22 protein-coding genes, 2 rRNA genes and 1 pseudogene are annotated in these 23,097 nt (G+C 63.5%); 13 read left to right on the forward strand and 12 right to left on the reverse strand.

Annotated features, from left to right (window positions below):
* The 4 genes from BLQ58_RS27660 to BLQ58_RS27675 form a co-directional block, all read left to right on the forward strand.
* A 23S ribosomal RNA gene (locus BLQ58_RS27660) occupies positions 1–84 on the forward strand; the annotation flags it as partial.
* Positions 85–206: 122 nt separating this feature from the next.
* Positions 207–320, forward strand: a 5S ribosomal RNA gene (rrf, locus tag BLQ58_RS27665).
* Between the two features lie 205 nt (positions 321–525).
* The gene (locus tag BLQ58_RS27670; protein ID WP_029051505.1) at positions 526–981 is read left to right on the forward strand and encodes an antitoxin Xre/MbcA/ParS toxin-binding domain-containing protein; all 456 of its coding nucleotides are present in this window, start codon (positions 526–528) and stop codon (positions 979–981) included.
* Entirely contained in the window at positions 978–1,448 is a 471-nt protein-coding gene (locus tag BLQ58_RS27675) for an RES family NAD+ phosphorylase (RefSeq protein WP_092603656.1), read from the forward strand. Before BLQ58_RS27670 ends, BLQ58_RS27675 begins: the two co-directional genes overlap by 4 nt.
* Positions 1,449–1,515: 67 nt before the next feature.
* On the opposite strand, the gene BLQ58_RS27680 is transcribed toward BLQ58_RS27675, so the two are convergent.
* The gene (locus tag BLQ58_RS27680; RefSeq protein WP_254776224.1) at positions 1,516–1,920 is read right to left on the reverse strand and encodes a hypothetical protein; all 405 of its coding nucleotides are present in this window, start codon (positions 1,918–1,920) and stop codon (positions 1,516–1,518) included.
* 149 nt (positions 1,921–2,069) lie between these two features.
* The gene (gene rpoD / locus BLQ58_RS27685; RefSeq protein WP_092603636.1) at positions 2,070–4,121 is read right to left on the reverse strand and encodes an RNA polymerase sigma factor RpoD; all 2,052 of its coding nucleotides are present in this window, start codon (positions 4,119–4,121) and stop codon (positions 2,070–2,072) included.
* Between the two features lie 361 nt (positions 4,122–4,482).
* Between rpoD and BLQ58_RS27690 the strand changes: the two genes are divergently transcribed.
* Positions 4,483–5,508, forward strand: coding sequence for a patatin-like phospholipase family protein (locus BLQ58_RS27690; RefSeq protein WP_029051510.1), 1,026 nt, complete (start codon positions 4,483–4,485; stop codon positions 5,506–5,508).
* Here BLQ58_RS27690 and BLQ58_RS27695 read toward each other — a convergent pair.
* Complete coding sequence (locus tag BLQ58_RS27695; protein WP_029051511.1) at positions 5,489–6,205, reverse strand: HD domain-containing protein; 717 nt, start codon at positions 6,203–6,205, stop codon at positions 5,489–5,491. The genes BLQ58_RS27690 and BLQ58_RS27695 overlap by 20 nt on opposite strands.
* A 278-nt stretch (positions 6,206–6,483) precedes the next feature.
* Here BLQ58_RS27695 and BLQ58_RS27700 point away from each other — a divergent pair, with 278 nt between their 5' ends.
* Positions 6,484–7,410, forward strand: coding sequence for an adenylate/guanylate cyclase domain-containing protein (locus tag BLQ58_RS27700; RefSeq protein ID WP_254776226.1), 927 nt, complete (start codon positions 6,484–6,486; stop codon positions 7,408–7,410).
* Between the two features lie 314 nt (positions 7,411–7,724).
* Here BLQ58_RS27700 and BLQ58_RS27705 read toward each other — a convergent pair whose 3' ends face one another.
* Complete coding sequence (locus tag BLQ58_RS27705) at positions 7,725–9,053, reverse strand: DUF3422 family protein (protein ID WP_092603638.1); 1,329 nt, start codon at positions 9,051–9,053, stop codon at positions 7,725–7,727.
* A 185-nt stretch (positions 9,054–9,238) separates the two neighbouring features.
* Here BLQ58_RS27705 and BLQ58_RS27710 point away from each other — a divergent pair, with 185 nt between their 5' ends.
* The 5 genes from BLQ58_RS27710 (at position 9,239) to BLQ58_RS27730 (ending at position 14,354) form a co-directional block, all read left to right on the forward strand.
* On the forward strand, positions 9,239–10,096 hold the full coding sequence (locus BLQ58_RS27710; RefSeq protein ID WP_029051647.1) for a LysR family transcriptional regulator: 858 nt from the start codon (positions 9,239–9,241) through the stop codon (positions 10,094–10,096).
* A 209-nt stretch (positions 10,097–10,305) separates the two neighbouring features.
* Positions 10,306–11,151: a TauD/TfdA dioxygenase family protein gene (locus BLQ58_RS27715; protein ID WP_029051648.1), complete on the forward strand. Its 846-nt coding sequence runs from the start codon at positions 10,306–10,308 to the stop codon at positions 11,149–11,151.
* Positions 11,152–11,218: 67 nt separating this feature from the next.
* Positions 11,219–12,277 carry a beta-keto acid cleavage family enzyme gene (locus BLQ58_RS27720; RefSeq protein WP_029051649.1) on the forward strand — a complete coding sequence of 353 codons (1,059 nt, stop codon included), beginning with the start codon at positions 11,219–11,221 and terminating at the stop codon, positions 12,275–12,277.
* Between the two features lie 69 nt (positions 12,278–12,346).
* Complete coding sequence (locus BLQ58_RS27725) at positions 12,347–13,363, forward strand: tripartite tricarboxylate transporter substrate binding protein (RefSeq protein ID WP_092603640.1); 1,017 nt, start codon at positions 12,347–12,349, stop codon at positions 13,361–13,363.
* 16 nt (positions 13,364–13,379) lie between these two features.
* Entirely contained in the window at positions 13,380–14,354 is a 975-nt protein-coding gene (locus BLQ58_RS27730; protein ID WP_092603642.1) for a quinone oxidoreductase family protein, read from the forward strand.
* Here BLQ58_RS27730 and BLQ58_RS27735 read toward each other — a convergent pair.
* From BLQ58_RS27735 to BLQ58_RS27745, 3 genes are all read right to left on the reverse strand, one after another.
* The gene (locus BLQ58_RS27735) at positions 14,341–15,414 is read right to left on the reverse strand and encodes an AraC family transcriptional regulator (RefSeq protein WP_029051558.1); all 1,074 of its coding nucleotides are present in this window, start codon (positions 15,412–15,414) and stop codon (positions 14,341–14,343) included. The genes BLQ58_RS27730 and BLQ58_RS27735 overlap by 14 nt on opposite strands.
* Before the next feature lie 208 nt (positions 15,415–15,622).
* Positions 15,623–16,915, reverse strand: coding sequence for a phospholipase D-like domain-containing protein (locus BLQ58_RS27740; protein WP_049815970.1), 1,293 nt, complete (start codon positions 16,913–16,915; stop codon positions 15,623–15,625).
* A 453-nt stretch (positions 16,916–17,368) separates the two neighbouring features.
* Positions 17,369–17,926: a hypothetical protein gene (locus tag BLQ58_RS27745; RefSeq protein ID WP_049815969.1), complete on the reverse strand. Its 558-nt coding sequence runs from the start codon at positions 17,924–17,926 to the stop codon at positions 17,369–17,371.
* Positions 17,927–18,293: 367 nt separating this feature from the next.
* Between BLQ58_RS27745 and BLQ58_RS27750 the strand changes: the two genes are divergently transcribed.
* Together BLQ58_RS27750 and BLQ58_RS29620 are read left to right on the forward strand one after the other, a co-directional pair.
* Positions 18,294–18,551 carry a hypothetical protein gene (locus BLQ58_RS27750; protein WP_029051556.1) on the forward strand — a complete coding sequence of 86 codons (258 nt, stop codon included), beginning with the start codon at positions 18,294–18,296 and terminating at the stop codon, positions 18,549–18,551.
* A gap of 31 nt (positions 18,552–18,582) precedes the next feature.
* Positions 18,583–18,708: pseudogene (locus BLQ58_RS29620) on the forward strand (LysR family transcriptional regulator); the annotation flags it as partial.
* 141 nt (positions 18,709–18,849) lie between these two features.
* On the opposite strand, the gene BLQ58_RS27760 reads toward BLQ58_RS29620, so the two are convergent.
* Genes BLQ58_RS27760 through urtC form a run of 5 tightly spaced genes read right to left on the reverse strand, consistent with a single transcriptional unit; the run spans position 18,850 to position 23,094 of the window.
* Entirely contained in the window at positions 18,850–19,164 is a 315-nt protein-coding gene (locus BLQ58_RS27760; protein WP_029051555.1) for a zinc ribbon domain-containing protein, read from the reverse strand.
* Positions 19,165–19,186: 22 nt separating this feature from the next.
* Complete coding sequence (gene fmdA / locus BLQ58_RS27765) at positions 19,187–20,419, reverse strand: formamidase (protein WP_029051554.1); 1,233 nt, start codon at positions 20,417–20,419, stop codon at positions 19,187–19,189.
* Between the two features lie 57 nt (positions 20,420–20,476).
* On the reverse strand, positions 20,477–21,166 hold the full coding sequence (gene urtE / locus BLQ58_RS27770) for an urea ABC transporter ATP-binding subunit UrtE (protein WP_092603646.1): 690 nt from the start codon (positions 21,164–21,166) through the stop codon (positions 20,477–20,479).
* Between the two features lie 33 nt (positions 21,167–21,199).
* Complete coding sequence (gene urtD, locus BLQ58_RS27775; RefSeq protein ID WP_029051606.1) at positions 21,200–21,943, reverse strand: urea ABC transporter ATP-binding protein UrtD; 744 nt, start codon at positions 21,941–21,943, stop codon at positions 21,200–21,202.
* Between the two features lie 11 nt (positions 21,944–21,954).
* Positions 21,955–23,094 (reverse strand): urea ABC transporter permease subunit UrtC, encoded by a 1,140-nt coding sequence (urtC, locus tag BLQ58_RS27780; protein ID WP_217636091.1) that lies wholly within the window; start codon positions 23,092–23,094, stop codon positions 21,955–21,957.
* Between the last annotated feature and the right edge of the window lie 3 nt (positions 23,095–23,097).

A 23,097-nucleotide genomic window follows, 5' to 3' on the forward strand; every position in this document is an offset into this window, starting at 1 on the left:
AGACCAGGACGTTGATAGGCTGGGTGTGGAAGCGCAGTAATGCGTTAAGCTAACCAGTACTAATTGCCCGTAAGGCTTGATCCTATAACCAGTGTGTTTGACCTGGTGGGACGTGAGTCCGCGTGTGCCGCATGGCATACAACACAACCTCTTTACTACACCCCGATTCGCTGCGCTGATGCATGTCAGCGCGGCAACCCGTCATGCCTGGTGACCATAGCAAGTTGGAACCACCCCTTCCCATCCCGAACAGGACCGTGAAACGACTTTGCGCCGATGATAGTGCGGACTACCCGTGTGAAAGTAGGTCATCGCCAGGCTCTTATACCCAGAACCCCCAAGCCCCAAAAGCTTGGGGGTTTTGCTTTGGGGCGTCCGAAACGCGAAAGCCGTTTCAGAACTTGTATCGCCGGACTAAACACCCGTTAGCCTGCGATGGTGTAGGCTGGTTTCGGGTGAATCCCGGGGCGCAATTGTCTATTTGGCAATTTGCCGCTAAGATGGAGGCAAATGCCGGAGCCCGCCATGCAGACCATCGCCTTTCGCCCCACCGGTGCGCAAGCGCCTTACGAGCGTTATCTCGATCGACTGAGTGTTTTTTTGAGCACAAAAGTGCGGACCGGGGCGGATCTTGCCACCTTGGCCAACGATCGACTTCCGGTTGACATCCTGGAGCGTCTGCTAGAGGCCGGGCTTTCGTGGGAAGAGATCACGTTCATCATTCCCCGCAGGACTCTCAGTCATCGCCGCGAAAAAGGCCAATCCCTGACCGTGGAGGAATCGGACAAAGCCATTCGGCTCGCCCGGATTCTGGCTCAGGCAGCCAACACCTTTGGCGACATGGAGCGTGGTCTGCGTTGGCTGCGGTCCAAACAGCAGCGGCTCGGCGGCGTTGCGCCATTGTCGTTGGCCGGAACGGAGCAGGGCGCCCATCTCGTCGAGGAGCAATTGGTGCAGATCGACGAGGGGTACTTTGCCTGATGGTCCTTTGGCGAATCAGCAACTATGCCGATCTCAAAGGTATTGGCGGATTGCGGGCGGGTGGGCGCTGGCATTTTCCGGGTCAGCCGGTCGTGTACCTGGCAGAGCATCCGGCATTGGCGTTCCTCGAGGTGTTGGTTCACCACGAAGTGTCGCGGATCGAGGACCTTCCCACGAACTATCAACTCCTGAAAATCGAGATTGATGACGCAGTCGCGGTGGCGAACATCCCGGACCTGCCGCAAAACTGGAAGGAAGACGCGGGTTGGTCGAAAAACGCCGGGACCGAATGGCTTTCCGTCCGATCCAGTCTGCTCCTGAAGGTGCCAAGCGTCCTGGTGCCCTACGCGTCGAACTATCTATTCAACCCGGCTCACCCGGACGTGACAAAGGCGCGGATCGTTGAAGCGCAGCGCGTCGAGCATGATCCGCGCATTCTCTCGTTACTGTCGGAACCGCGGTCCTGAAGGCGGCCGACGCCGCGCCCGCAATCTGCGTCGATGAGGGCAACACCTGAGCCGGTTTTCGTCCGGCTCAGCGTTCCCAGACGACCGGCACCTTCGCCGAACATGCGGTGATCTTGCCCAGCCAGTTCCGACTGGTGTTCAGTTCGACGCGACTGTCGTCCATCGGCGCGAGCTTCCTGTTCCAACGATCGGCGACACTCGTGGCCACATTTCCAGCCGCCGCTTTGCATTCGGCTGCCGCGCTGCTGCGTAGCATCGTGAATTGCTGATATCGGTGGTAGACCAGCAACGTGAACCCGTCCGGCGAGTACTCGGTCGCATATTCCGTCGACATATCGTACGTTGATAGCTGGCGGCCGGAATAGGGACCGGTATGGGACGGCGCCGTTGTCGTGCAGGCTGCCGACAGCAAGCAGGCTGTTACAGCCGGAATCGTCAGAAATCTCACAGCCCAATCGTTTTTCTTGCCCATAGTGCCGCGTGCCCCAGGTATGCGTGCTTGCTTTGCGGCAGGATGGTACCAAAAATGCGGGCCCGAAATTCGGGCCCTGTTCCTGGATGCTGGTGCGGGAAGTCCGGTGCCTGCGGGCCCGGACAGCGGAGATGCACCTCCGCCCTCGCTCAACGGTCGAGAAATGCCCTGAGCTTGTCAGCCCGGCTGGGATGCTTCAGTTTGCGCATTGCCTTGGCTTCAATCTGACGGATGCGCTCGCGGGTCACGTCGAATTGCTTGCCGACTTCTTCCAGCGTGTGCTCCATGCTCGTGTCGAGGCCAAACCGCATCCGCAGGACCTTGGCCTCGCGCGGCGACAGTTCATCTAGGGCCGAGTCGATCTGTGCCCGCAGCCCGGCCATGATGGCGGCGTCAGCCGGCGAACTCACCGCATCATCCTCGATCATGTCGCCGAGCGTCGTGTCCCCCTCTTCACCCACCGGGGTCTCGAGCGAAATGGGCTGCCGCGCAATCTTGAGCATCCCGCGTACCTTCTCCTCGGACAGCTCCATACGCTCGGCGAGGACCGCCGGGTCCGGTTCCTTGCCGGTCTGCTGCAGGATCTCCCGCGAGATGCGGTTGAGTTTGTTGATGGATTCGATCATGTGGACCGGCACACGAATCGTACGCGCCTGGTCCGCGAGTGCCCGCGTCACGGCCTGACGGACCCACCAGGTGGCGTACGTGGAGAATTTCCAGCCGCGCCGGTACTCGAACTTGTCCACCGCCTTCATCAGGCCGATGTTGCCCTCCTGAATCAGGTCCAGGAACATCATTCCCCGATTCACGTATTTCTTGGCGATGGAAATGACGAGTCGCAGGTTAGCTTCGATCATTTCCCGCTTGGCCTGCCGCATTTTCAGTTCTGCGGCGCTCATCTGGCGGTTGATCTGCTTGAGTTGCTGCAGCGGTAGCGCCACCTTGGCTTCGATGTCGATCAACTTCTGCTGGCCGGCCTGAATCGCGGGGAGATGCCGTTCGAGCGCCGGGCCAAACTGTTGCGACGTCGCAGCAGTGCGGTGCGTCCATTCCAGGTCGGTCTCGCTGCCCGGAAAGGACTTGATAAAGGCCTCGCGCGGCATTCCGCAGCGTTCGACGGCAATATCCAGAATGCTGCGCTCGATGGTCCGCACCTCGGCCACCTGGTTCTGCACGCTGGCACACAGGCTGTCGATCGTTTTGGCCGTGAAGCGGATCGGCGCGAGTTCGCGCTGGATGTCCTCGCGCACGCGCGCGATGGCGGCGGTGCGGGCTTGGCCGGTGACCGGGCCCTCGGGAAGCTGTTCGAACAGGGCACGGACGCGTGCAAAAATGGCCAGGCTGTCTGCCGTAAGCTGTTCGAGGCGGGCGGCGTTCGCTTTTTCAGAATCCCCGCCACCAGCGTCATCGTCTTCATCGTCCGACGACTCGTCGGCGTCGTCCGAGGCGTCGGTGTCCGCGTCGTCGGCGACGGCCGCGGCGTCATCCGCCATGTCGCCCTCGTCTGCGGCGTCGCCTTCCGTGGGTTCGCTGATGCCGTCGACCAGTTCGTCGATGCGCAGTTCACCGGCGATGATGCGGTCCACATCGGCCAGGATCATTGAGACGACCGACGGGCACGCAGCGATGGCCTGGATCATGTCCTGCAGGCCGCTCTCGATGCGCTTGGCGACGGCGATTTCGCCGGCGCGGGTCAGCAATTCGCTGCCGCCCATTTCGCGCATATATAGCCGAACGGGATCCGTGGTGCGACCGAATTCCGAGTCGACGGTCGAAAGTGTCGCTTCCGCTTCTTCATCCGCCTGGTCGTCGGATGTCGTCGTGGCGGCATCGTTCAACAGGAGCGTCTCGGCATCCGGTGCCTGTTCGTACACCGCCACGCCCATGTCGCTGAACGTGCTGACGATGGTGTCCATCGCCGCCGGCGTCACATTGTCCGGCAGATGGTCGTTGATGTCCGCATGCGTGAGGTACCCGCGTTCACGGCCGAGCGCGATCAGAGCGCGCATCTGGCCCTGACGCTCTGCGTCCTGCCGGGCGATGGACGCTTTGTCCGACAGCGGGCCCGCGGCCTGGTTCTTGCCCGTGGGCCGGCGGCGGGAGGGCTTCGCACCGGCCGGGGTCAGGCTGGAGGGTTCAAGGTCGCGATCCGGATGAGTCAATACGTGCTCCTGGGCAGATGGCCGACAATTGCCGGCCATGACACTGGCGTTGGGCCTGCGGACCCATCTTGGAGGGTATACAGACCGGCGGCCGGACTGTCGAGACTAGCATGCCTCCCGCAGCCACCAGTGTGCGCAAAAAATTTGAATCGCGCATGATACTGGTCGCGGTGTTGCGGTGCAATATGCGCTGGGGCGTTGTCGCGCCGGTCAAATGGGCACGATGCGCGCCAGCAGGCGGTACTTCTTCACTACACTTTCAGGATAGCGGCCATCGGGCGCAATGGCCGATGCTACCAGCTCCAGTACGGTACGGCATCCAAAACGCTGGACGTAAAACACCGGGCGGCGGCGCAGCCGAATACCGAAGGTGGCACGCCGCCTGAGCGGGAGGGCAGCAATGGACGGCAAGAACGGAAAGCCGGTGGCCCTGGCGTTGCAGGGCGGTGGTATGCACGGCGCCTTCACGTGGGGCGTCATCGATCGCCTGCTGGAAGATGGCCGACTCGCCATAGAGGGCGTGAGCGCCACGAGCGCGGGAGCCATGAACGCGGTCGTGCTGGCCAACGGCTTGCGGCGCGGTGGCGCGGCGGCCGCACGTGAGGGGTTGCATACATTCTGGCAGGCCATCGCCGAGTCGGCGCAGCGGTATAGTCCTCTGCGATGGATTCCGTGGCTGAAGAACAGCCATAGCTTCGGGTTGAACTATTCGCCGCTGTATGCCATGGCTGACATGGCGCTCCGCGTGTTATCCCCATACCAGTTCAACCCTTACAACATGAACCCGCTGCGCGATGTACTGGAGCAGCAGGTCGATTTCGAAGGGTTGCGCCAGGCGTGTCCGATTCGCCTGTTTTTGTGCGCGACGAACGTCGAGACCGGCAGGATTCGCCTCTTCTCCGGGGCCGATGTGTGTGTGGAGGCCGTACTGGCTTCCGCCTGTCTGCCGACGCTATTCCAGGCCGTGACAATCGACGGTGAGTTCTATTGGGATGGTGGCTATGTGGGTAACCCGGCGATCTTCCCGCTGATCTATGAGTGCCAGACGCGCGACGTGGTGATCGTCCACATCAATCCAATCATTCGCCGCGGTGTGCCGACCACGGCTGCCGACATCCTCAACCGGCTCAATGAGGTCAGCTTCAATTCGTCGCTGATGCGCGAAATGCGCGCGATTGCGTTTGTGACTGCGCTGATCCAGCAGGGCCGTGTGGAAGGGGAGGACATGAAGGAGATGCTGATCCACTCCATCCGCTCCGACGAGACCATGGCCGCGCTGCATGTATCGAGCAAATACAACGGCGATTGGTCGTTCCTGTGCCAGTTGCGCGACCAGGGTCGGGCGCAGGCCGAAGTCTGGCTTGCGCGGAACTATGAAAGCGTGGGGCAGCGATCGAGCATCGATATCAAGGCAGAGTTCCTCTGAGTGGCGTCGACAAGCCCGGCGGTGACGCCTGTTCCAGTCGCCACGACAGGTTGCGGCGGGCGCGGGCCTCGTAACGCCCGAAAAACGGCTCGGTAAGATAGATGCGCGGGCGGGCCAGCAGTGTACTGAGAAACGCGCGTTCGCCGCGATCGTAGGCCATGGCGTCGAGGTCGGGACGCTCCGCGCGCAGATTCACCGCATCCCCGCAGAACCACCTGCGCGGATAACCCAGCACCGCCAGATCAATGTCGACGACAAAGCAGCCTGCCGCGTCGGATGGCGTGTGGGTATGTGACGTGTCAAGGATCAAGCGCCCGACGCGCGCGATCTCCGCCATGCCGTTCCCGGCGCCTTTTTCAGCCGCGGCCCCAGCGCTGGCCCGACTTGCAACGCCCGACCATTGCCGAAGCCATGCTGCGCTGCGTGCTTCGTTGTCGGTGCCGCCTGGGGTATAGACCACGTCGTGGCACCACAGGGCCAGTTCCACCGCCACGGCGTCACGGTCTGCAATGGCGCTGCGCGCCCAGTCGAAGTCGCGCAGGCACCGGCGGACATGTTGCAGCGTGTGATAGTGACGAGCCGGATCGGCATAGCGTTCAAACAGCGCCGCGTAGACCATTTCGGCCTGTTTGCCGCCGGCGCGGGACCACAGCGCCACGAACCGTGTACGCAGGGCATCCGCTGTCGGGGCGGCCATCTCGGGGGCTGGGGATCGTGGCATGTTGCCAGGGGGCTGTGTCAGGCGTGCGTCGTCAGGCATGCTACAGATCGAGCAGGACATTGCCTTGCTGCCATCATTAGATGCAAGATCTGCGCGGGGAGCAAGGCAGGGCGGACCGTTTTTGGGTTGAGCTGGCAGGTTCGGGGTGCCAGAATTCTCGTACGAGATCGCACGGGTGGGTGCGGGCTCCTTGCAGCGCGCATCGAATGGCTCGGCACGGATGTCGAGCGATGCGGATCAGGACGAGATCCGGTATGGACCAGGCTGGCATGGATCGACAAGCGCAGGGCGATGTCTCGCTTGGGGCGGTGATGTTTGCGGACGTCAGCGGGAGTACGCGGCTGTACGAACTCGCTGGCGACGCGGCGGCCCTGACCGCGATCGGCCGCTGTATTGCGGTGATGACGGCCTGCGCAGGCGCCTGGCAGGGGCAGGTCGTCAAGACCATCGGCGACGAACTGATGGCCATGTTTCCATCGGCAGACAAGGCACTGCTCGCGGCCATAGATATGCAGCTGGCCGTGGCGGAGCTGGCACCCGTGTCGGGCGTTGGCATGTCGGTCCATATCGGGCTGCACCATGGGCCGGTTCTGCGTGAGGGATCGGGAGACGTATTCGGCGATACCGTCAACCTGGCTGCCCGACTCACCTCCCTGGCGTCGCGTGGGCAGATCATCACCAGCAAGGAGACGGTGAGGCAACTGTCGGCCAGTGTGCAACCGCGCACACGCAGTCTTTATCCCATCCGGGTGCGCGGACGGGATCAGCCCGTGGAACTGTTCGAGGCGATATGGCGGGAGGGAACGGACCTCACGCTGGTCGTCGATTCCGGCCAGAACATCGTCGCATCCGGCTTTCTCACGCTGCGCTATCGCGATACGTTGGTCGAAATGACCGCCGAGTCAGCCCCCGTCACCGTCGGTCGGGACGGCAGCATGACCATCGTCGTGACGGATCGCCGCGCGTCGCGCTTTCAGGCAATTGTCGAACCGCGCGCGGGGCGTTATTTGCTGGTCGACAGAAGCTCCAACGGCACCCATGTCTGCGTGGACGGTGAGGCGCCCTTTATCCTGCGCCGTGACGAGGTGCCGCTGCGGCGCCATGGATGGCTGACATTCGGTGAGGCAGCCGGCGCCGGCGACGAGCGCGTCGAATTCTTTCTGCAGACCGATCAGGAGTAAAGGCTGGCGGGTGGTGGAAGGCGGCAGCATAGGCTGCGCCTCACCCCACCGCTGCTTGCCCAGGCCTGCTTGCGATCAGTTGTAGCCCAGAACGGCAATGGACGAGATATCGGGTCGATCATTGGCGTTGTCGGCCAGCACCTCGGTCGGCGTCCGTTGCGTCCTCGAAGACGGTGACCTATGCGGGGATTCCGGCAGGCTTGGGCGGAAGCCGGATGTCTGTGGGCGCAACGGGAAAGGGAGCGCGCTGGTGAACGGGGCGACCGAGTGAGGTGTGGGCATCATTTCTGTCGAGACGAGGCGGTGGAGGGGTATTAGAGCACCTGGGTGGGCGCCGGTTGAGTGACCACAGGCTGGGCGGCGACGCCGACGCGGTTTGTGCCGTGGGCATGCCGGGCCCGACTGCGTTTGGTAATGAAGAAGACAGCCATGACCACCGGCGCGATCAGCAGCCCTTCGGCCAGTTCGGGGTCAATGGGCAGGTTCATGACGTGCAGCGCCTTGAACCCGGCCGCCGCGAGCGACAGAACGTAGTACGAGATGGCCGCCACGGACAGGCCCTCGACCGCGTGCTGGAGATTCAGCTGATTGCGGGAGGTCTGGTCCAGCCCGGCCAGCAATCGGGTGACGTCGCGCTCCTGCGTCAAATTGACCCGGGTGCGCAGCAGATCGACCGCACGGGCGATGCGCGCGGCAAGCTGCTCATGCCGCATCCAGACACTCTTGCACGTCTCCATCGCAGGCGCGAAGCGTCGCTCCATGAATTCCGAAATCATCGGCATCCCCTCGATGCGTCGCTCCCGCAGTTCGTGAATGCGCGCCAGCACGAGGCGTTCATAAGCCCACGAGGCGCTGAAACGTCCGCCGTGCTCCGCGAGGGACTCCACCCGGGCGGCCAGATCCGTCAATTGCACCAGCAGTTCTGCGTCGTTTTCTCCTGCGCGACGCGTGTTCATGCTGCGCATGAGCGTCTGGAGCGCGGCATGGATCTCGTCCAGGTCACCGCCCATGCTCCGTGCAACCGGCAGCGCGAGCAGCGCCATCATCCGATAGGTCTCGATTTCGTAGAGTCGTTGCAGGAGCCTGCCACCTTGCTCTTCCCGGAAATCATCGTCGATGGCAAGGATGCGCATATGTCCATCCGCACCAATACTCCAATCGCTGAAAACCTTGCCGCCGTCCAATACATGGCTGCCGACGAGCGTCGGGCCAGCCAGCCAATCGCGAAGATGCGCGCAGACGGCTTCGCCTGCGCCAGCCGCCAGTAGCTCCATGCGCAACGCATGAAAACGCATGCCCCCAAGCATCTCGAGCCACTGCGGCGGCACGCCCCGGATGGCGAGATCGTCAAAGTACGCCCGGTCGCTGCGCGGTGCAACGAACGTGAACGTAGAGAATTCGGTGTGCCGCTCCCACTTCAGATGCCACCCGAACGCCGACTGCGCGGCGTAGTGCCGTGCGCCCGGCGGCGGCGACGCCATGCCAGTCTCGGCGCACAGCGCGCGCAGCAGGCGCTCATGCACTGCGGGATCGCTCTCGGTGTAGATGGCGTAGTGCGTGACCGACGCGCTGCCGGTCAGGCGCAGGAAAGGACGGGCGTGCAACTCTGCGGCCAGTGAGGCGCGCAGCGGGTGATCGAGCACGGGGACGCGTGTGCCAGGGGTATCCATGCGGGGGCGCGTGATGTTGGGTGGAAGCGTCGGACACGGAGGATGGAAGCGCGGGTTCGCGACTTCCTGTCCGTGTGTCCGTGTCAGCAATATCGCATGGGCATACCGACAATAAAAACGCATAATATTGATCGTTACTTTCAGTTATTCTGATACCTATGAAGTCGCTCGATCATGATGTCCTCGCGACGGTCGTCGCCATTGCAGAGACCGGCAACATGAGCCGTGCTGCGGAGGCGGTCAACCGGTCGCAGTCGGCTGTCAGCATGCAGATCAAGGCGCTCGAGGAGTCCCTGGGCCGACAGCTTTTCGTGAGGCGGGCACGCAGTGTCGCGTTGACGCATGAGGGCGAGGTGCTGCTGGGATTCGCCAGGCGGATGTTGTCGCTGCGCGACGAAGCCTGGGCGGCGGTAGTGCGCCCGGAGGTGACAGGCAAGGTCGTCATTGGCGTCCCCGATGACTATGCTTCCTCCCTGCTGCCCTCGGTGCTCAAGAAATTCTCGGCGTCCTACCCGAAAGTAGAAATCCAGGTCATGGGGTTGCCCAGCAGTGCCCTGGGCCCACTGGTCAAGGACGGAACGGTTGACCTGGCTTGCGGCACACGGGTCAAGGGGCTCTCTGGCGATTTCTTGCGACATGAGCCGATGGCCTGGGCGGCCAAGGCGAACGGGCCGAAGATCTGGGAGGATCGGCCGTTGCCGATTGCCGTCTTCATGCCGGGAAGCGTCGCCCGGGAGAACACCATCCGCAGCCTTGACCGCGCCAGGATTCCACACCGGACGTCGTATGAAAGCCCGAGCTTGCTGGGGCTGCTGAGCATGGTAGACGCGGGTCTGGCGATTACCGCGCTCGCGAAGTGCGCCATTCCCCCGCATCTCACCCTGCTCGGACGGTCGCATGGATTGCCGGACTTGCCGCCCCTGGAACTGATTCTGGCCCGGAGTTCGAAATCCAGGCGTCCCCCGTGTGACTTTCTTGCCGAGCAGATCTTCGAGGATCTTCAGTCCGGCGGCTGAGGGCCAGCCGTCCAGTTAAGCCGTGCCGCCGGGCCGCCCCACCGTCGATCGGTCTGCGGCGCCACGGCCGGGGAGCATCCTGCCTGTCCCAAATTAGCAAATGATTGTCCCAGTTAAGCAAGTCGGTTCGCCCGCCGCTGCAGATACTGGATGCACAGAACACGGTGAGCCCACCCGAGGATTCATCGGACTGCGCAGGAGACATGACAATGAAGATCAGGCAAATCACCCCGGCTATCGGCGCCGAGATATCTGAGGTACATCTGGGCGATGCGTCGCGCGATCCGGCGCTTTTTGCGGCCATCAAGCGCGCGCTCCTCGCGCACAAGGTGCTTTTCTTTCGCCGCCAGGCGATCACCCGCGCCGAGCATGTAGCGTTCGCCGGCCGCTTCGGCCAACTGGAAGACCACCCGGTAGCGGGTAGCGACCCGGAGCATCCGGGTCTTGTACGCATCTACCGGAGCGACAACCCGCACAGCTACGAGAACAACTATCACTGCGACGGCTTGTGGCGTCCCAATCCGGCCATGGGCGCGGTACTACGCTGCATCGAATGCCCGGAGATTGGCGGCGACACCATCTGGGTCAACATGGTGAAAGCCTACGAGGAACTGTCCGAAGACATCCGGCAGAAGATCATCGGCCTGCGTGCCAGGGCGAGCATCGAGCACAGCTTCGGTGCCGTCATGACGGCGGAGGCGCGGGCCAAGCTGGTCGCGGAACATCCTTCTGTCGAACATCCGGTGGTGCGCACCCATCCCGAAACGGGCGAGAAGATCCTGTTCGTCGGAGCGGGCTTCACGACGCATTTCACGAACTACAGCACGCCGGCCAATGTGCGTCACGGCATTGACAAGGCACCCGGCGCGGCCTTGCTGCTCAACTACCTGATCAGCCGCGCGACCATTCCCGAGTACCAGGTGCGTTGGTCCTGGCAAGAAGGCGATGTCGCTGTCTGGGACAACCGGTGCACGCAGCACTATGCGCTGAACGACTACTGGCCTGCGCCGCGCAAGATGGAACGCGCTGGCATCGTGGGCGACATCCCCTATTGAACCGACGGCGCGCCTGGGCGCCCTGTCGCGCCTTGGCGTCCTGGATGCCATTACCTGGAGCATCGACATGCATTTTCTCGACGGTCACCTTTTTCCTGAAAACCAGCCGCCCCTGATCATTACCGCCGCACCTTACGCGCCGGGCTGGCTGCCATCGGACTTTCCCGAAGACATCCCGCTCACCATGGACGAACAGATCCAAAAGGCCGTGGATTGCTATCGGGCCGGCGCGACGGTGCTGCATTTGCACGTGCGTGAGCTTGACGGCAAGGGTAGCAAGCGGCTGTCCAAATTCAACGAACTGATCGCCGGCGTACGTGAGGCGGTGCCGGAAATGATCATCCAGGTGGGAGGCTCCATCTCGTTCGCTCCCGAAGATGAAGGGCAGGCCGCCAAATGGCTGTCCGATGATACCCGCCATATGCTCGCGGACCTGGATCCCAAGCCAGACCAAGTCACGGTGACCGTCAACACGGCGCAGATGAACGTCACCGACCATGCCGAGGATGCCGATTTTCGCGGCACCTCGCGCGAGGACATGACGCTGTTCAATGCGTACAAGAACCTCATCGTCCCTGCCAATCCTGGCTGGGTGGAAGAGCATGTGCGGCGTCTGACGGCGGCCGGCATTCAGAGCCAGTTCCAGTGCTACAACGTCAACAGTTTCGAGTCAGTCGAGCGCCTGATGCGCCGGGGCTTCTACAAGGGCCCGCTCGTCCTGAACTGGGTAGCGATTGGCGGCGGCATGGACACTCCCAGCATCTATAGCCTGGCCAACTTCATGCGCGCCGTGCCCGATGGCGCGGTGGTCACGGTGGAGAGCAACGTGCGAAACGTGCTGCCGGTCAACGTGATGGGCATTGCGATGGGGCTGCACGTGCGCTGTGGCACCGAGGACGTGCTCTGGAACCCCCGGCGCACGGCCAAGCAGAGCACTGTCAGCCAGATCGAGCAGCTGGTTCGCATTGCGCGGGAGATGGGCCGCGAGATCGCGACAGCCAGGCAGGCGCGCGAGATCTGCCAGATCGGTGTGTTCCACGATTCCGTCGAGGAATCCCTGCGCGCCAATGGCTTCGCGCCGAATCGAAATGGGGGGAGCCAGGGCTTCCTGCACAAAACGCAGTGACCGGATGCCATGACCGGCCGTAATGGCCGGACGCAGCCAGAAGACGAAGCCGATGACAAGGAGACTGTCATGCAACACCGAATCATCCCTGCGCGCCGTGCGCTCAGGCGGGCGGCCGCGCTCGGTGCGGCGCTGTTTGCCACCGCCGCCATTACCGGCGCAACCGCCCCCGCCGTCCATGCCGCCGACTGGCCCACGAAGCCGGTGCGGATTCTGGTGGGCGCGCCGCCCGGAGGCACCGCAGACATCATCGCGCGCCTGCTCGCGCACGCCTTGCAACGCCCTCTCGGGCAACCGGTGATTGTCGACTACAAGTCGGGCGCGGCCGGCACCATCGCGGTCCAGTCCATGCTGTCGGCACCGCGCGACGGTTACACCTTCCTGCTGATCCAGAAGGGGATTGCATCGGAAGTGCCGCTGGCCATCAAGGTGTCCTATGACCCGTTTCGCGACATCGTGCCCATCGCGCAGCTGACACGGCAGGGACTGGTACTGGTCGGCAATCCGGCGCTGCCGGCCACGAACCTTGCGGAGCTGGTCCGCCATATCAAGGCCAATCCGGGAAAATTGGACTATGCGAACTTTGGCATCGGCCTGCGTGGCCAGACGATTGGCGTCCAGTTCAACCAACTGGCAGGTCTTGAGACGGGTGCCGTGAGCTACAAGGGATCGCCCCCTGCGCTGCAGGACGTCATGGGCGGGCAGGTGCCGCTGATGTTCGATGGTCCCGCCACATCATTGCCGTTCATCCAGTCGGGAAGGCTGCGCGCCTATGCGGTCGCCTTTCCGAATCGAATCTCGGCGCTCCCCAATGTGCCGACCTTCGCTGAACTTGGCTATCCCGAACTGAATGAGGTGGGCTGGATGGGGCTATGGTCGGCGCCGGGCGTGCCACCGGCCATCGCCGCGAAGATGCGCGACGCGACACACGCCGCCCTGCAGTCGCCCGAGCTGCGACGCAGGATCCAGGAGCTTGGCATGGAGGTCGGCACGGCAGCCACCCCGGACGAACTGGCCGCGGATGTTCGCGCGTCCTATGAGCGCCAGGGCAAGTTGCTACGCGCCATGCATTTCACAGCGCAATGATGCAGGAGCACGAAAAATGAGAGCAGCACGTGTATGGCCGGGTGCCGAGGGTGGCCTGCTGGTCATCCAGGACATCGACGTGCCCACCCCGGGCGGCCAGGAGGTGCTGATTCGCGTTCGCGCGTCGGGCATCAATCTGGGCGAGATCAAGTATCAGCGTGAGCATCGGACGGGCGACCCGATGACCGCCGGCGTCGAGTTTGCCGGCGAAGTGGCGGAAGTTGGCGACAAGGTCGAGGGGTGGCGAACAGGCGACAGGGTGATGGGACATGGCCGGGGTTGCCATGCCCAGTACGTGGTGGCATCCCCGTTCGCGCTGATGCCGGTGCCCGACGACGTGTCATGGGTCGAAGCGGCGGCGTTTCCCAACGTGTTCATCACGGCCCACGATGCGCTGGTGAGTAACGGGGAACTGAAACCCGGCGAGACCGTGTTCATCAACGGTGCGTCGGGCGGCGTCGGCATGGCGGCAACGATGACAGCGAAAGCGTTAGGTGCGGGGTGCGTTATCGTCTCTTCGCGGTCCGCACACAAGCTGGAGCGCCTGGCGGCCTTCGGCGCCGACGTGGGTATCGATGCGTCGCGCGAAGTCCAGCACGAGGCCATCATGGCGGCCACGGACGGCGGGGGTGTGGATGTCATCATTGACACCATCGGCGGCACGGTTTTCGAAGAGAACGTCAGTTGCCTTGCCGTGAAGGGACGGCTGGTGAACCTTGCGCGGCTGGGCGGTGGCCAGTTCGGGCGAACCGATATCAACCGGCTGTGGCTCAATCGACTCAAACTGATGGGTGCGACGTTTCGCACACGCACGGAGTCCGAACGCCTTGCCTGCATCCAGGCGTGCGCGCGGGATCTGCTGTCGCATTTTCGCGCTGGCGGCCTCCGCCTGCCCATCGACCGGACGTTTCCCCTGGGCGCCATCGCAGACGCGTACGCCTATCTCGCACGCAGCGAGCATATGGGGAAGGTTGTCCTTACGGCCGACTGAGGGCGGGCGCGGGCCGGCGGCGGCCGGCCGTGGCGGTGGGCGATCCTGTGCCCGGGGGCTGCCGACGCCGCCATTGCGTGACGCTGCAGCCAAACTCCGCGCGAAACCAATGGCTGAAGCTACTCTGGTTCGAAAAGCCCAGCAGGCTGGCGATCTCGCCGATCGGCTGGTCGCTCTCTGCCAGATGTCGGATCACCAGTTCGGAACGGACCTCGTCGAGCAGCCCTGAGAACGTCTGGCCATCGGCGCTCAGATACCGATGCAGCGTGCGACGATCCACGCGCAGATGGCGCGCGACCTGCTGTGCGGTGCAACGCCCGCCAGGCAGCAGCGCCATGATGAGCTCCCGGCACGATTCGCGCGTACCTTCGCGACGGTTCCTCAGGGCGGTTTCGAGGTAGTCGCGCGCGAGTTGCGTCGCCCCCGAATGGTCCGGCGTGCGGGGCCTCTGCAGATCGGCGCTTGCGCACACCAAGCCATTGAACGGCTGATTGAACATCGGCTTGCGGCCAAAGAATGTGTGGTGAGCGGTCAGGCTGGCGGGAGGGCGATGGGTAAAGCAGACCTGCAGCGGGCGCCACTGCGGGCCGATCAGCTCGCGCAGGATGCGAAACATCATGCCCACGGCCAATTCCATGGCCTGGCGGGTCGCGTAACCGGGACTTGGCAGCAGATCCTCACGAATGATCACTGTCTGGCCGACATCTTCCACATGCGTGACGAGCGACGTGCTCAAGAGCTTCAGGTACCGGCAAAGCGTATCGAGCCCCTGCCGCGGCGAGGGCGCTTCCTTCAACACCAGGCTGATCGGCCCCAGGTTGGAGAACGTGCGGCGCGCGGCCATCTGCAACGCAAAGTCTTCCCTGCCGGTGGCGGCGACGGTAGCTTCCAGCAATTCACGCAGGGCGCTGCTCGGAATGAGGGTCTCGGGATTCTTAAGTAGCCGCGCCGACAGGCCGGCCGCGCGCAGCAGGGCCGCGGGATCGCTGCCGAGCGACTCCACCAGCTCGATGTAGCCGTTGAGCGTGGCACTGCGGACGAGCCGCCCTACGTTTGACATGGCGTGACCTTCACGTGGTCGGACGGCCACGAGTATGCCTCAACTTGCCGCCCGGCTCACACGCTTGGTGAAGCGCCATCGGCTGGCGGCAGGGGGAAGGCATCGGTAGGGAGATCGCATGAGCATGGCATCGCCTCCGCTCGCGGCGCGACGTTCTGGTCGCACGGCCGGACGAGGCAGCCACTCGGGCCGCCGTCCAAAATCGACGTCATAGCTGGGAACTGAGCAACGCGGTCAGGCGGTCTGACAGCTTCTCGCGCCACGGGCGGTTTTTCCACGCTTCGAACGAGACCGGACGCGACCGGGCAAGATCGTCTTCAAAAATCCTGGTCTGCTGGGCGGCAAACTCCCGGTCCAGGATATTGAGGGTCGCTTCGTCATTGAGGCGGAACGAGCGATTGTCGAAGTTTGTCGAGCCGACGGACACTAGCAACCCATCCACGATGAGCACCTTGCAGTGATACATGGTGGGCCCGTATTCGGCGATGGTCGCGCCAGCAGCCAGAAGTGGGCCCCACATATTGCGGGACGCCGACCGGGACGTCTCGGCATCGATGTGCGCGCCGGGGACGATGATTCTCAGTCGGACGCCGCGTTTCAGGGCGGCGAGCAAGGCCTTGTGGGTCAGCTCATCGGGTACGAAATACGCCGCCGACAGGTCGATGGTGTGGCTTGCCGCTGTGATGGCGAGCAGATACATGAGCGCCATGCTTTCACTGCCGCCCGTCGGAGAACTGCTGAACATCTGGGCGCGACCGTCACCGACCGGGGCCAGGGCTGGGAAATAGCGTTCCCCATGCGGCACGTCCCCGGTCACCTTGATCCAGTTATCCAGGAAGACGGACTGCATTTGCCCGACGACCGGTCCCTCGACGCGGAAATGCGTGTCGCGCCAGTGCTGCGGATCCTGGGCGTGCCCGGTCCACTCCGGCGCAATACCGACCCCGCCGGTGAAACCCACCGTGCCGTCTACGATCAGGAGCTTGCGATGGGTACGATTGTTGAGTTTGCCGATCGTATACCAGTGGATGGGGTGGTATCGCTCGACCTGGACCCCGGCCCGCTTCATCTGGTCGAGGATAGCCGGGTCGATTTTGGAGCTGCCTACCCAGTCGAGCAGAACCTTGACGGCCACGCCTTGTTCGGCCCGTTCGGACAGGGCGCGGGCAAATTCCTCGCCGATCGCGCCAGACCAATAGATATACGACTCGAAGTTAATGGTCTCTTTGGCGCCGCGAATGGCAGCCAGCATCGACGGGAAGATTTCGTCGCCGTTAAGGAGAACGCGGTAACGATTGCCTTCGAGAATAGGCGGGCCCAGGAGTACGCCGAGTTCGCGCGCAAAGCGGGGGTCGTCGATGGAATACTCGCGAGTGAGCCGGTGCTCGATGCGTTTCTCGCTGCCAACGAAGTTATAGGCAATGACGGCGCCCAACGCCGTCAGCAGGCAGACGACGACGGCGACCCAGGCAGTGCTACGCCTGATGCGAATGAAGGACATACCACCTCCCGGCCTCTGTTCTTGCTTTGCGACTAGCTTAGAGCGGCGGGGCTTGCTTCGGCACCGGATATTGTCTGACACAAGGGCGTACCCGTGCCGGGTCAGCGCATGCCTGCCTTTATGCGCAGGTGATCCGTCTTGTCACGCGTGATCCAGACCGCCGCCCAAACCGGAGACCTAAAAATGCAATTAGCCGCCTAATGAAAGGTACGTCTTCCATGTTTGGGCCGGCAATCCATGCGCGGCCCCGGCCGGGCGCCGTGGGTTTGCCGGCGATGACCGCGTCGCGCGATTTTGTCCTTTCACTTCGATGCGGATAGCGATCGGCATTGCAAAAGAAAACAGCCCGATCAACTTAAGCCGATCGGGCTGTTTCGGTCAGACTCGCATCTCAATGCGGGAGGCGCTAGGCCTCAGTCTTTTGTCCTGCGTAATGCGCAGGGCATCGCGCGCTTAGGCCGATGCAGGGGTAGCAACTTGTGCCGGTGCGGCCACTGCCGACGGCTTCACGCTGGCAGCCTTGGCACGACGGACCTTCGCAACCGGTTTCGCCGCGGGCTTTTGTGCGGCGGCCTTGGACGCCTTCACAACCTTCACGGCCTTAGCCGGCTTGGCGGCCTTTGCCGTCTTGACCGCCTTCACTGTCTTTACAGCTTGCGGCTTGGCGGCCTTCTTTGCAGGAGAACCCTTCACTGCGGGCTTGGCCTTCGCTTTTGCCTTGGCTGCAGCAGCCTTTTCCTTGGCGGCAGCAAGCTTTTCCTTGGCGGCGGCCTTTTCTGCTGCGAGCGCGGCGCGTGCCGATTCCTTCAGCTTCTTCAGATCGGCGACAGCCTGGACGATGGCCTTCTTGCCAGCCGCAACTTGCTTGGCCAGATCTGCGCGGAACTTCGCCAGTTGCTTTTCGGCAGCCTTCACTTCGCGAGTGATGACGCTTGCCTTCTTCGCGGGCGTTGCAACAGCTTTCTTGGTTACGCGTTTCACTGCAGTTGCTGCGACTTTCTTGATGGCCATGTTGGCAAACTCCGTAAAATTGGTTTTCGACGGGGGCGGAGTGTATCAGCGAAAAGTTGCGGAGGCCATGCGTGCGGCTGATTTCCCGTCAAAAGAAAACAACGGCTGTCACATCTGGCAGGCCGATCGGCGAAGAATCGCCACGCGATTCCCGCGGGCGACTCAGGCGGGAAAGTCATCGGCGCTGAACGTCTCGCGCTCCTCCCACACAGACGGATACTTCCGGGCGCGCTTAGCCACCGCTCCCCAACGCCGCGTTGGCGCGTCGGGTGGCCCCGTACAGTGGTAGTCTGTGTCGATAGAAGCGGCACAAGCCATGGGTTGATGCCAGCCCTGAAATAGACGAAGGCGACTCAAGGAGATCGATATGGCCAGGAAAACGGACGAACAGGTACACGCCGAAATCGCGGCCTTGAAATCGCTCCAGCCACGGCTTCCGCAGCGCGCTCAGCAGGCAGTCGCCGCGGCGCTAAAGGTGCTCGAAGACGGGCTGTCACACGACAGCGTCTATGAAATGTTCGAGGAGGGCAGCGAGGAGTTCGAAGACGCTTTTGCCGCGCGAATGTGGCGTGACGGCGCTGCGGGCGGCGAAGCGCTATCGGTGCTTTACCGAGAGCTGATCTAGCGATCGGCAGGCACAGATCGACGCCCTACAGGCGGGGCGCCAGAGCCTGCTCTGCAGCTTGTCCGACGAAGCGCTGCCGCCCGCTGCGCTGGTCTTGCGCTTGATGATGGCCGATACCGCTCGTGGCCTCGTGCGTACAGGCGAGTGGCGCGGGGCTGGAAAGCTGGCCCCATCCCCTATGCGAGCTGGTCCGCCCGACCGCCGCTGTGCCGGTGAAAGGGCGGGCCGCTTCCAATCCTTGCAGTGGACGGGGAGGCCGGCATGGCCGGTCGGGCGGCCAGGCCGTGATGGCTTGCCGTCAGTGACTGATCATCCAGGGCCGGCCTCCCGGCTGCTTGATGGCGTTGGGCGGGCTGGCCAGCTTGACCGGCCCGCAGCAACCGCAACCCGCACCGTGTGAACGGCTTTCCTTCGGCGCCGCCGCGCTGCGCTCGTTGGTGGCATGCGCGGCGCGGGCGGCCGCGCTGAGGCTGCCCAGCGCCGGAGCCGCCACCAGCGCCCGGCTGGCGGCCGTGCCGCATCCGGGACAGGCCGCCGGGTCGTCGCGCCGCATCATCGGTCGGATCACGGTGAACGTGCCACAGTCGTGGCAGCGATAGTCGTAGGTGGGCATGGTGGCTCCGGCGGCGCGCGGCCTAGATCAGGTCCGGTGAAAGCGGCAGGTCCACGCCCCCCTTGATCATTCGGGTTGGCCCGCTCGCGCTGGGACGGATATCGAAGTCGAAGATCTGGGTCGGCAGCCACAGCGTGGCACAGGCGTTGGGAACATCCACCACGCCGCTGATATGGCCCTGGACGGGCGCGGTGCCCAGCAGCGAATAGGCCTGGGCGCGCGAATAGCCGAACTTTGTCAGGTATTCGATTGCGTTGAGGCAGGCCTGGCGATAGGCAACATTCACGTCAAGGTAATGCTGCTTGCCCGATTCGTCGACCGAGATGCCCTCAAAAATCAGGTAGTCGTTGTAGTTCGGCGTGATGGGGCTGGGTTTGAAGATCGGATTGCGGACGCCGTACTTGGCCATGCCGTCCTTGATCAGCGTGACGCGCATGTGGACCCAGCCGGCCATCTCGATCGCGCCGCAGAACGTGATTTCGCCATCGCCCTGTGAGAAGTGAAGGTCGCCAACGGACAGGCCGGCGCCGTCCACATAGACCGGAAAGTAGACCTTGGCGCCACGAGACAGGTCCTTGATGTCGCAATTGCCGCCGTGCTCGCGCGGCGGCACGGTGCGTGCGCCGGTGGCCGCTGCCTGATCGCGTGCATCGCCCTGGAGCTTGCCCATGTGCGCGGTGGCCGCGAAAGGCGGATTGGCCAGCGCGGGCACGCGGTTCGGGTCGGTCGCAAGCAGCTCGGCCTCGCGCTGGTTCCACGTTTCCAGCATGGCCGGATCGGGCAGGCAGCCGATCAGGCCCGGATGGATCAGCCCGGCGAAGTTCACGCCGGGAATGTGGCGCGACGAAGTGAACATGCCGTGGAAGTCCCAGATCGACTTCTGTGCCTGGGGGAAATGGTCGGTCAGGAAACCTCCACCATTCTGCTTCGAGAAGAAGCCGTTGAAGCCCCACTGGCTGTCGGCCTTGGCGCCGATGTCGAGCAGGTCTACCACGAGCAGGTCGCCCGGTTCCGCACCTTCGACCCCAACCGGGCCGGACAGGAAGTGGACGATGGACAGGTCGATGTCGCGCACATCGTCGGCGGAGTCGTTGTTCTTGATGAAGCCGCCGGTCCAGTCGTAGGTTTCCAGGATGAAGTCGTCGCCCGGCTTGACCCAGCAGGCCATCGGGATGTCGGGGTGCCAGCGGTTGTGGACGTTGGGATTCTCGTACGGTGATTGGGCCAGATCGACCTTGATCAGGGTATCGGTCATGCGCTTGCCTCCTGGGTGCGTGCAGGGATGGATGGACGGGTGGACAAATGGGTGCGGCTAGACGGACAGGTATTCGCGGATGTGCGCCACATCGGTGCCGTGCCGCTGCGTCTCATGGACAAAGCGCCCACCCTCGATGACGAACAGCCGGTCTGCTACGTCCAGCGCAAAACTCAGCACCTGTTCGGAAAAGACGATGGTGATGTGGCGGGTGCGTCGGATCTCGTTGAGCGCACGCGCGATGTCCTTGATGATCGACGGCTGGATGCCTTCGGTGGGCTCGTCCAGCAGCAGCACCTTCGGGTTGGAAACCAGTGCGCGGGCAATGGCCAGTTGCTGCTGCTGCCCGCCGGACAGATTGCCGCCCTTGCGGCGGCGCATGTCGAACAGCACGGGGAACATGGCGAAGATCTCGTCGGGGATGCGCCGGGTGTTGCCCTGTTCCATGCCGGTCATGATGTTCTCCTCGACGGTCAGGTGCGAGAAGATCATGCGTCCCTGCGGCACATAGCCAATGCCGGCGCGCACGCGCCGGTAGCTCTCGTCGCGCGAGACGTCGTGACCGTTCACGCAGACCTGGCCGGCGCGCAGCGGGAGCATGCCGATCATGGCCTTGAACAGCGTCGTCTTGCCCATGCCGTTGCGGCCCATGATGGCGACGGTCTCGCCCTGCGCGGCTGCGAACGACACGCCGTGCAGCGCCTCGCTCTGGCCATAGTTCACCACCACGTTATCGACGGTCAGCATGCGGAACTCCTCCTTGTCCGGTGGCGTGCGGGCCTAGTGGCCCAGATAGACGTCAATGACGCGCGGGTCGTTCTGCACCTGCGCCATCGACCCTTCGGCCAGGATCCTGCCCTGGTGCATGACGGTGACCTTGTCCGCGATCTGCTGCACGAAATCCATGTCGTGCTCGATCACGATCACGGCGCGTCCCTTGCTGATGCGCTTGAGCAGGTCGGCGGTCAGTTCGCGTTCGCGAACACTCATGCCGGCAATCGGCTCGTCCAGCATCAGCAACTGCGGTGCCTGCATCAGCAGCATGCCGATCTCCAACCATTGCTTCTGCCCGTGCGAAAGCTGCGCGGCCTCGCGCTCGAGCGCGTCCCCCAGGCCGATTTCGGCCGCCACGTCAGCCACCCGCTGGCGCACGTCGTCGGTAGTGCGGAACGCCAGGGCGCCAAACACGCCGCGTCCACGAGGGAAGGACACGGCCAGGTTCTGGAACACGCTCAGGTTCTCGTAGATCGAGGGCGTCTGGAACTTGCGTCCCACGCCGGCCCGCACGATCGCGTATTCCGACAGCCCGGTCATCTCCCGATTGGAGAACTTGATGCTGCCGCTGGTGGCACGGGTCTTGCCGCATACCAGGTCCAGCAGCGTGGTCTTGCCCGCGCCGTTCGGGCCGATGATGACGCGCAGCTCGTCGCGGTCGACATACAGCGTGAGGTTGTCGATGGCCTTGAAGCCGTCGAACGATACGGAAAGGTCTTCCACCGCCAGCATGAAGTCGGTATTGCTCATGGTTGCTCCGGTCAGACGGTGGTGGCCGGCATGCCTTTGGCAGGCTCGGCCGGTTCTCCGGCGCGGCGCCGGCGGCTGACATACTTGCGGTAAAGACCTGCCAGGCCATCGGGGAAGGCCACCACTACGCCGATGAACAGCGCAGCCATCAGGAACAGCCACAGGTCCGGAAAGCTCTCAGAGAAATAGGTCTTGCCGGCGTTGACGAGCAATGTTCCCCACACGGCGCCCACCAGGCTCATACGCCCGCCCACCGCCGCGAAGATCACCATTTCGATGGAGGGGACGATGCCGACGAACGACGGTGACATGAAGCCCACCTGGAGCGTGAACATGGAGCCGCCGATGGCCGACAGCGCAGCGGCCAGGCAGAACACGAAGACCTTGAACATCGAGACGTCGTAGCCCGAAAACCGTACGCGGTCTTCCTTGTCGCGCATCGCCAGCAGCAGCACGCCGAGCTTGGTGCGCTGGATCCAGCGGCACAGCAGCATCATGGCGAAGAGCAGGGCGACATTGGCGAAGTACAGGACCAGCTTTGCGCTGTCGGTGCGGATATCCCAGCCGAGCATGGTCTTGAGGTCCGTGATGCCGTTGACGCCCCCTGTGTAGCCCTGCTGGCCGATGATCAGCACCGACAGGATCAGCGCCACGGCCTGCGTGATGATGGCGAAGTACACCCCGCCGACACGGCGACGGAACATGGCGAAACCGACCACGAAGGCAAGCAGCACGGGCACCGCGATGACGCCGAGCAACGCGAATGGCAGATGCCGGAACGGCTCCCACCACCAGGGCAGCGCCGTGAGCTGGTTCCAGTCCATGAAGTCGGGAATGCCGGGGGTTGACTGGATGGCCGTGCTTTTGGCGTCCGATGCCTCCAGCTTCAGGAACATGGCCATGGCATAGCCGCCCAGGCCGAAAAACACGCCCTGGCCCAGGCTCAGCACGCCGCCATAGCCCCATAGCATGACCAGACCCACGGCCACGAATGCATAGCTCAGGTACTTGCCGACCAGGTTCAGGCGGAAGATGTCGAGCGCCAGCGGCATGGCCACGACCAGGACCAGGGCCAACAGTGCGTAGCCGAGCCATTCGCCGCTGAAGGTGCGCAGCCGTTGCCGCAGCGGCAGCGATTTCGAGGGTGACATCAT

Source organism: Ralstonia sp. 25mfcol4.1 (assembly GCF_900104095.1).
GTDB lineage: Bacteria > Pseudomonadota > Gammaproteobacteria > Burkholderiales > Burkholderiaceae > Cupriavidus.